The 6,041-nt window shown below is 73.8% G+C and carries 8 protein-coding genes and 1 pseudogene; 5 read left to right on the forward strand and 4 right to left on the reverse strand.

Features of this window, described 5'->3' with window-relative positions; all coding sequences use genetic code 11:
- Positions 1–115: 115 nt before the first annotated feature.
- On the forward strand, positions 116–1,018 hold the full coding sequence (locus SSNG_RS31100) for a squalene/phytoene synthase family protein (RefSeq protein WP_007267915.1): 903 nt from the start codon (positions 116–118) through the stop codon (positions 1,016–1,018).
- Positions 1,019–1,106: 88 nt separating this feature from the next.
- Here SSNG_RS31100 and SSNG_RS31105 read toward each other — a convergent pair whose 3' ends face one another.
- The 4 genes and pseudogenes from SSNG_RS31105 to SSNG_RS44255 form a co-directional block, all read right to left on the reverse strand.
- Entirely contained in the window at positions 1,107–1,877 is a 771-nt protein-coding gene (locus SSNG_RS31105; protein ID WP_042802411.1) for a transglycosylase SLT domain-containing protein, read from the reverse strand.
- A 400-nt stretch (positions 1,878–2,277) separates the two neighbouring features.
- The gene (locus SSNG_RS44245) at positions 2,278–2,568 is read right to left on the reverse strand and encodes a dihydrodipicolinate synthase family protein (protein WP_241695158.1); all 291 of its coding nucleotides are present in this window, start codon (positions 2,566–2,568) and stop codon (positions 2,278–2,280) included.
- On the reverse strand, positions 2,474–2,779 hold the full coding sequence (locus SSNG_RS44250; RefSeq protein ID WP_347232480.1) for a dihydrodipicolinate synthase family protein: 306 nt from the start codon (positions 2,777–2,779) through the stop codon (positions 2,474–2,476). Before SSNG_RS44250 ends, SSNG_RS44245 begins: the two co-directional genes overlap by 95 nt.
- A gap of 70 nt (positions 2,780–2,849) precedes the next feature.
- Positions 2,850–3,209 (reverse strand): annotated as a pseudogene (locus SSNG_RS44255) (dihydrodipicolinate synthase family protein); the annotation flags it as partial.
- A 71-nt stretch (positions 3,210–3,280) separates the two neighbouring features.
- Here SSNG_RS44255 and SSNG_RS31115 point away from each other — a divergent pair.
- The 4 genes from SSNG_RS31115 to SSNG_RS31125 form a co-directional block, all read left to right on the forward strand.
- Positions 3,281–4,069 carry a LysR substrate-binding domain-containing protein gene (locus SSNG_RS31115; RefSeq protein WP_007267918.1) on the forward strand — a complete coding sequence of 263 codons (789 nt, stop codon included), beginning with the start codon at positions 3,281–3,283 and terminating at the stop codon, positions 4,067–4,069.
- On the forward strand, positions 4,066–4,236 hold the full coding sequence (locus SSNG_RS44260; protein ID WP_241695160.1) for a hypothetical protein: 171 nt from the start codon (positions 4,066–4,068) through the stop codon (positions 4,234–4,236). Before SSNG_RS31115 ends, SSNG_RS44260 begins: the two co-directional genes overlap by 4 nt.
- Before the next feature lie 94 nt (positions 4,237–4,330).
- A complete protein-coding gene (locus SSNG_RS31120; protein ID WP_007267920.1) occupies positions 4,331–5,416 on the forward strand; it encodes an S-(hydroxymethyl)mycothiol dehydrogenase in 1,086 nt (361 codons plus the stop codon).
- A 133-nt stretch (positions 5,417–5,549) separates the two neighbouring features.
- On the forward strand, positions 5,550–6,041 hold a 492-nt coding region (locus SSNG_RS31125), incomplete at its 3' end, for an alpha/beta fold hydrolase (protein WP_042804403.1).

Below are 6,041 nucleotides of genomic sequence, written 5' to 3' on the forward strand. Positions count from 1 at the left end.
AACGTGAAGAAGGTGTACCGCTCCTGACATCGTGTAGCCGTACACGCGCACCGGTACGCGCACCCCGTACGCGCACCCGCGTACGGCAGACACGGTCCAAGGAGCACGGTCCACCATGCCCAGCTGGCGCAGCACCCTCACCCAGGCCGGGATAACCGACCCCCGGCTGCGGGCCGACCACACCCACGCCGCCCGCCGGGTGCTGCGCCGCGAACCCGCCCCGTACCTCACGTTGCGGCTGCTCGCCGCTCCACCCCTGGTGCCCTGGCTCTCGACGGGCCTCGCCTTCATGAACCTGGTCGACGACGTCGCCGAGACCGGCACCCCGGGCGTGCGGGCCGCCGGACTCGCCGCGCTGGCCGGCCGGGTCGAGTCGGCCCTGGCGACGGGCGACAGCCCGGACCCGCTGCTGCGCGCCTACGCCCACGCCGTCCGCGACAGGGGCCTGCCGGACCACTGGATCACCCGCTTCCTCGACGGCGCGGCCACCGCCGAGGCCGCCTTCGACGGCTTCGCCGCCGAGGAGGACTTCCAGGCCTACCTCGACGCCTACGCCTGGCCCGGGATCATGGTCTTCACCGGGCTCCAGTACCAGGGCGGACCCGCCCCCGACCAGGCCGCGGGCTGGCGCGCCTTCGTGGACGCCGCCCAACGGGTCGACTTCCTCGCCGACCTGGCCGGCGACCTCGCCGAGGGGCGGCTCTGCGTCCCGCGCTCCCGCCTCGCCGAGCACTCCGTCACCCCGGGGCCCGACCTCGAACGGGCCCGCGAGACCCCGGCGGTACGCGCCCTCCTCGCCGCCGAGTGCGCCCGCGCGCGGACCGCCCTCGCCGCGGCCGAGGGCATCCTGGACCTCGCAGAGCCCGGCCTGCGGCCGGTGGTCGCCGCCATGACGGAGCTGATGGGACACCAGCTGGCCGCGGTGGAGAAGGCCGGCACCGGCGCCCTGCGCAAGGACGTCGGCTACGGCCTCGCCGCCCCCGTGGGCACCCTGGTCCGCGCCCTGCGGCGCCGGTGACGTCTCGGCAGTGACGTTCGTACTGCTCAGGACGGTACGCCCGGATCTGCCGCCGCCCCCGCCCCCTACCTCACGTGAAGGACATGCCCTAGTAGGGGCCGTTGACGTTGTCGATCGAGCCGTAGCGGGCGGCGGCGTAGTTGCAGGCCGCCGTGATGTTCGCGACCGGGTCGTACGAGTCCAGGGGCGTGCCGGGGACGTGGTACGCGCGGAACGTCGGGTCGATGACCTGGAGCAGGCCCTTGGAGGGGATGCCGTTCTGGGCGTTGATGTCCCAGTTGTTGATGGCGAGGGGGTTGCCCGAGGACTCCCGCATCACATTGCGGTGGATTCCGTTGTAGCTGCCGGGAATTCCGTGCTTGGCCATGATGGCCAGCGACTGCCGGATCCAGCCGTCGAGGTTGTTCGCGTACACGGGGGTGGCCGGCTTGGCGGCGGGCTTCGCGGCGGCCGCGCGGGCCGCCGCGCCGAGGTTCAGTTTCAGGCCGGGACGGATCACCGAGGGGTTGGAGCCGACGACACTCCGGTTGGCCTCGTAGAGCGCCTGCCAGCCGCCGCTCACGGAATGCGTGGAGGCGATCTTCGAAAGCGTGTCGCCGCCCACCACCGAATAGGTCAGGGCTGCCGCGGCCTTTTCCACGGACGCCTTTTCCGCGGCCGACTTCTCGACCGACGGCTTCACCGCGGTGGCCTTCTCCACGGCCGCCTTGACGAGCGAGGCCGGCTGCGTGCCGGTCGCCCCGGCCGTCGTGGCGCTGATCAGAGGGAGGGCGAGGGCCGCTCCACCCGTGCCGGCGACTGCCAGCTTGCGGGCGATCCAGTGCTGCTTCGGCCGACGGTGCTTACCGTGTCGGGGCATGGCGCTGTTCCTCACGTGGGGGTACGGGAGAGCCCCGGCGGCAGCCGGATTCGGCAGTCGGCCGCGGGGAATGAGGCGACCGTAGGCGAGCGCGCGGCGCGGGAACAAGACACGAATTGCACCGGTAGATCGACTTCTTGGGCACTGCGCGGTAATTGACCATGAATTGCGGATCAAGGAACGGCCGATTTCCTTTCCGGGGAAAGGGAATCGGCCGTTCCGGATGAATTGATGTTGACCGGTCCGGCGTGACCCACATCACGGGTCCGGCAGGTTTGAGGCCGCCCCGCGCAATACGGTCAATTGGCGGCCCGATGCTGCCGATTCGGGCGACCGGCACGAGGGTGTCGAAAGATTGCCAATCAGGCATTTCGGGCGCCTGTGGGTCCGGTCCGGGCCCTCAGAGGGAGGCCAGCGCCTCCAGGGTGGCGTCCACGGCCCGCCCGGACGCGGGCAGCAGGGGCAGGCGTACGTCCGGGGCGGGGATCCGGCCCTGCGCGTGCAGCACGCCCTTGACCACCGCCGGGTTCGGCTCCGCGAAGGCCGCCGCCGAGACGCGCGCCAGCCCGTGCCCCAGCTCCCGGGCCCGCCCGACGTCACCGGCCCGCCAGGCCGCCGCGAGCTCCACGAAGCGCTCCGTCGCCAGATGGGCCGAGGCGAGCACCGCCCCCGAGGCGCCGAGCGCCAGCATCGGGGACCGCGTACGCGTCGTCCCCGGCCAGGACCGCGAACCCGTCCGGCAGCCGGCCCAGCAGCGCCACCGTCTCCGCGTCGATCCCGCCGGCCGCGTACTTCACCCCGGCCACCCCGGCCAGCGAGCCCAGCGCCCGCAGCGCGTCCGCGTCCAGCGGCTGCCCCGTCCGGTAAGGGATGTGATAGACGATCAGCGGCACCGGGCTCACCTCCGCCAGCCGCGTGAAAATGGGCCAGCACCCCCGCCGTCGAGGGCCGTACGAACGACGGCACGGTCACCAGCGCCGCCCGGGCCTCGGGCCACCGCGCCAGCCGCGCCAGCGACGCCTCGCTCGCCCGGGTCCCGCTCGCCCCCGCCCCCACCGTGAGCGGTACGCCCCGCTCCCCGCAGACCCGCGCGCAGATCCCGGTCACCAGGTCCCGCTCCGCCTCGTCCAGTGTGGCGGTCTCGCCCGTCGTGCCGAGGGCCACGATCCCGGCGGCCCCCGCGTCGAGCACCTCGTGGGCGAGGGCCTCCAGCGCCTCGGGGGCGACCTCCCCGCCAGGGGTGAACGGGGTGACGAGCGGGACGTGGATCCCGTTGAGGGTGAAACGGGAGCTATGAGCCGTTTGCCCGGCCTGAGGGGTTTTCTGTCGCATGCAGAAGAGCTTCGCCCGGACCGAGCGCCGAATCCAGTTCGCATTCCTTACCCGATCCGTAAGCTGAGCCGATGCTCGACGTCCGCCGCCTGCGCCTGCTGCGGGAACTCGCCCGCCGGGGCACCATCGCCGCCGTGGCCGAGGCCCTCGCCTTCAGTCCCTCCGCCGTCTCCCAGCAGCTCGCCGTCCTCGAACGCGAGGCCGGCCTGCCCCTGCTGGAACGCACCGGCCGCCGCGTCCGCCTCACCCCGGCCGCCCAGAACCTCGTACGCCACGCCGAGGCGGTCCTGGAACGCCTGGAGCAGGCCGACGCCGACCTCGCGGAGGCCCGAAGCGGCCTCGCCGGAGTCCTGCGCGTCGGCTCCTTCCCCACCGCCACCCGGGCCATCGTCCCGTCGGCCCTGGTCCACCTGGCCCGGCGCCACCCGGGGCTGGAGCCGAGGGTCCGCGAGACCGACCCGGCCGCGGTCGCACACGCGCTGCGGGCCGGGGACCTGGACGTGGCCCTGGTCCACGAGTACGACTTCGTCCCCGCGCCGCCGGAGCCCGGACTGGCCACCCGCCCGCTGTACGGGGAGGCGATGTACCTGGCCGCCCCGGCGTTCCCGCCCCCGGCGGCCGCCCCCGCCGGCCCGGCCCCGGACGGCGGCTCCGACCAGGGCGCGGTCCTGCGCACCCACCAGGACGAGCCGTGGATCACCGCCACCCCGGGAACCCTCTGCCACGCCATGACCGTACGGGCCTGCCAGGCGGCCGGGTTCACCCCCGCGGATCCGTCACCAGGTCGACGAGTTCGACACCCGTCCTCGCCCTGGTCGCGGCCGGGCAGGGGGTGGCCGTCGTCCCCCAGCTGGGAGTGACCGGCCCCCCGGACCCCGCCGTCGCCCTCACCCGCCTGCACATGGAACGCCGCACCAAGGTCGCCTTCCGCAGCGGCGCGGCCGCCCACCCCGCCGTCGCCGCCTTCACCGCGGCGCTGCGCGCCTGCGTACCGCCGGATCTGGCCGGAACCGGAAGCGGGGGATGACGCGAAGGCCCGCACAACTCCCTTGGAGAGCCGTGCCCGTGTACGTTCGATGATCCAGACCGATCCGACCGATCAGAACAGAACGGGGTACGACGTGACACATCGCGTACGAGGGGTCATCGCGCGGAGCAAGGGCGCACCGGTGGAGACGACCACGATCCTCGTGCCCGACCCGGGACCCGGCGAGGCCCTCGTCAAGATCCAGGCCTGCGGGGTCTGCCATACCGACCTGCACTACCGCGAGGGCGGCATCAACGACGAGTTCCCCTTCCTCCTCGGCCACGAGGCCGCGGGCGTCGTCGAGTCCGTCGGCCCCGACGTCACCTCCGTCGCCCCCGGCGACTTCGTGGTCCTCAACTGGCGCGCGGTGTGCGGCACCTGCCGGGCCTGCAAGCGCGGCCGGCCCTGGTACTGCTTCAACACCCACAACGCCACCCAGCCCATGACGCTGGAGGACGGCACCCCGCTCTCCCCGGCCCTGGGCATCGGCGCCTTCGCGGAGAAGACCCTCGTCGCCGCCGGACAGTGCACCAAGGTGGACCCCGCCGCCTCTCCGGCCGCCGCAGGGCTCCTCGGCTGCGGCGTGATGGCGGGCCTGGGCGCCGCCCTGAACACCGGCAACGTCGGGCGCGGCGACTCGGTCGCCGTCATCGGCTGCGGGGGAGTCGGGAACGCGGCCGTCGCCGGCGCCAGGCTGGCCGGCGCCTCGCGGATCATCGCCGTGGACGTGGACGAGCGGAAGCTGGAGTGGGCGCGCGGCCTCGGCGCCACCCACACCGTCAACGGGCGCACGGAGGACGTGGTCAAGGCCATCCAGGAGCTGACCGGTGGGAACGGCGCGGACGTGGTCATCGAGGCCGTCGGCCGCCCGGAGACCTACCGGCAGGCCTTCTACGCCCGCGACCTGGCCGGCACCGTGGTCCTGGTCGGCGTACCGACGCCCGAGATGCGGCTCGAACTCCCGCTCCTGGACGTCTTCGGGCGCGGCGGCGCCCTCAAGTCCTCCTGGTACGGGGACTGCCTGCCCGAGCGCGACTTCCCGCTGCTGATCGACCTGTACCTCCAGGGCCGGCTGGACCTCGACGCGTTCGTCTCCGAGACCATCCCGCTCGACGGGGTCGAGGACGCCTTCGCCCGCATGGAGCGCGGCGAGGTGCTCCGCTCCGTGGTGACCTTCTGACCCGCCGCCCCGGGCCCCCGACCTGGGGTCCCGGGGCATAAAATCGGCCGGGACGTCAGCCCCGGCCCCGGGCCCCGCCGCGATCCGGCGAAGGCGCGGGCGGGGATCCGCACCCATACCCCAGGGGCCGTCCGTGACCCTCCCGCGCAGCTACCGCCAGCCCGGTGTCGTCCTGACCGACCACCACTTCACCGTGCCGCTCGACCACGACCGCCCCGACGGGGAGCGCATCGAGCTGTACGCCCGCGAGGTGGTCGCCAACGACAAGGACCCCGAGCGGCTGCCCTGGCTGCTGTACCTGGAGGGCGGACCCGGCTTCGGGGCACGGCGGTTCACCGGACGCCAGGCCTGGCTGGAGCGGGCCCTCGCCGACCACCGGGTGCTCCTCCTGGACCAGCGCGGCACCGGCCGCTCCACCCCCCTCAACCGGCAGACCCTGCCCGCCCGCGGCACCCCCTCCCAGCAGGCCGCCCACCTCACGCACTTCCGCGCCGACTCCATCGTGCGCGACGCCGAGGCCATCCGCCCCGCCCTGACCGGCGGCGCCCCCTGGACCGTGCTCGGCCAGAGCTTCGGCGGGTTCTGCGCCACCCACTACCTCTCCACCGTGCCCGAGGGCCTGACC

The sequence above is a fragment of the Streptomyces sp. C genome, assembly GCF_000158895.1.
Classification (GTDB): Bacteria; Actinomycetota; Actinomycetes; order Streptomycetales; family Streptomycetaceae; genus Streptomyces; species Streptomyces racemochromogenes.

Coding starts and splice junctions, on each gene's coding strand:
- SSNG_RS31100 (WP_007267915.1), top strand. CDS start 116: ATGCCCAGCTGGCGCAGCACCCTCACCCAGGCCGGGATAACCGACCCC.
- SSNG_RS31105 (WP_042802411.1), bottom strand. CDS start 1,877: ATGCCCCGACACGGTAAGCACCGTCGGCCGAAGCAGCACTGGATCGCC.
- SSNG_RS44245 (WP_241695158.1), bottom strand. CDS start 2,568: ATGCTGGCGCTCGGCGCCTCGGGGGCGGTGCTCGCCTCGGCCCATCTG.
- SSNG_RS31115 (WP_007267918.1), top strand. CDS start 3,281: ATGCTCGACGTCCGCCGCCTGCGCCTGCTGCGGGAACTCGCCCGCCGG.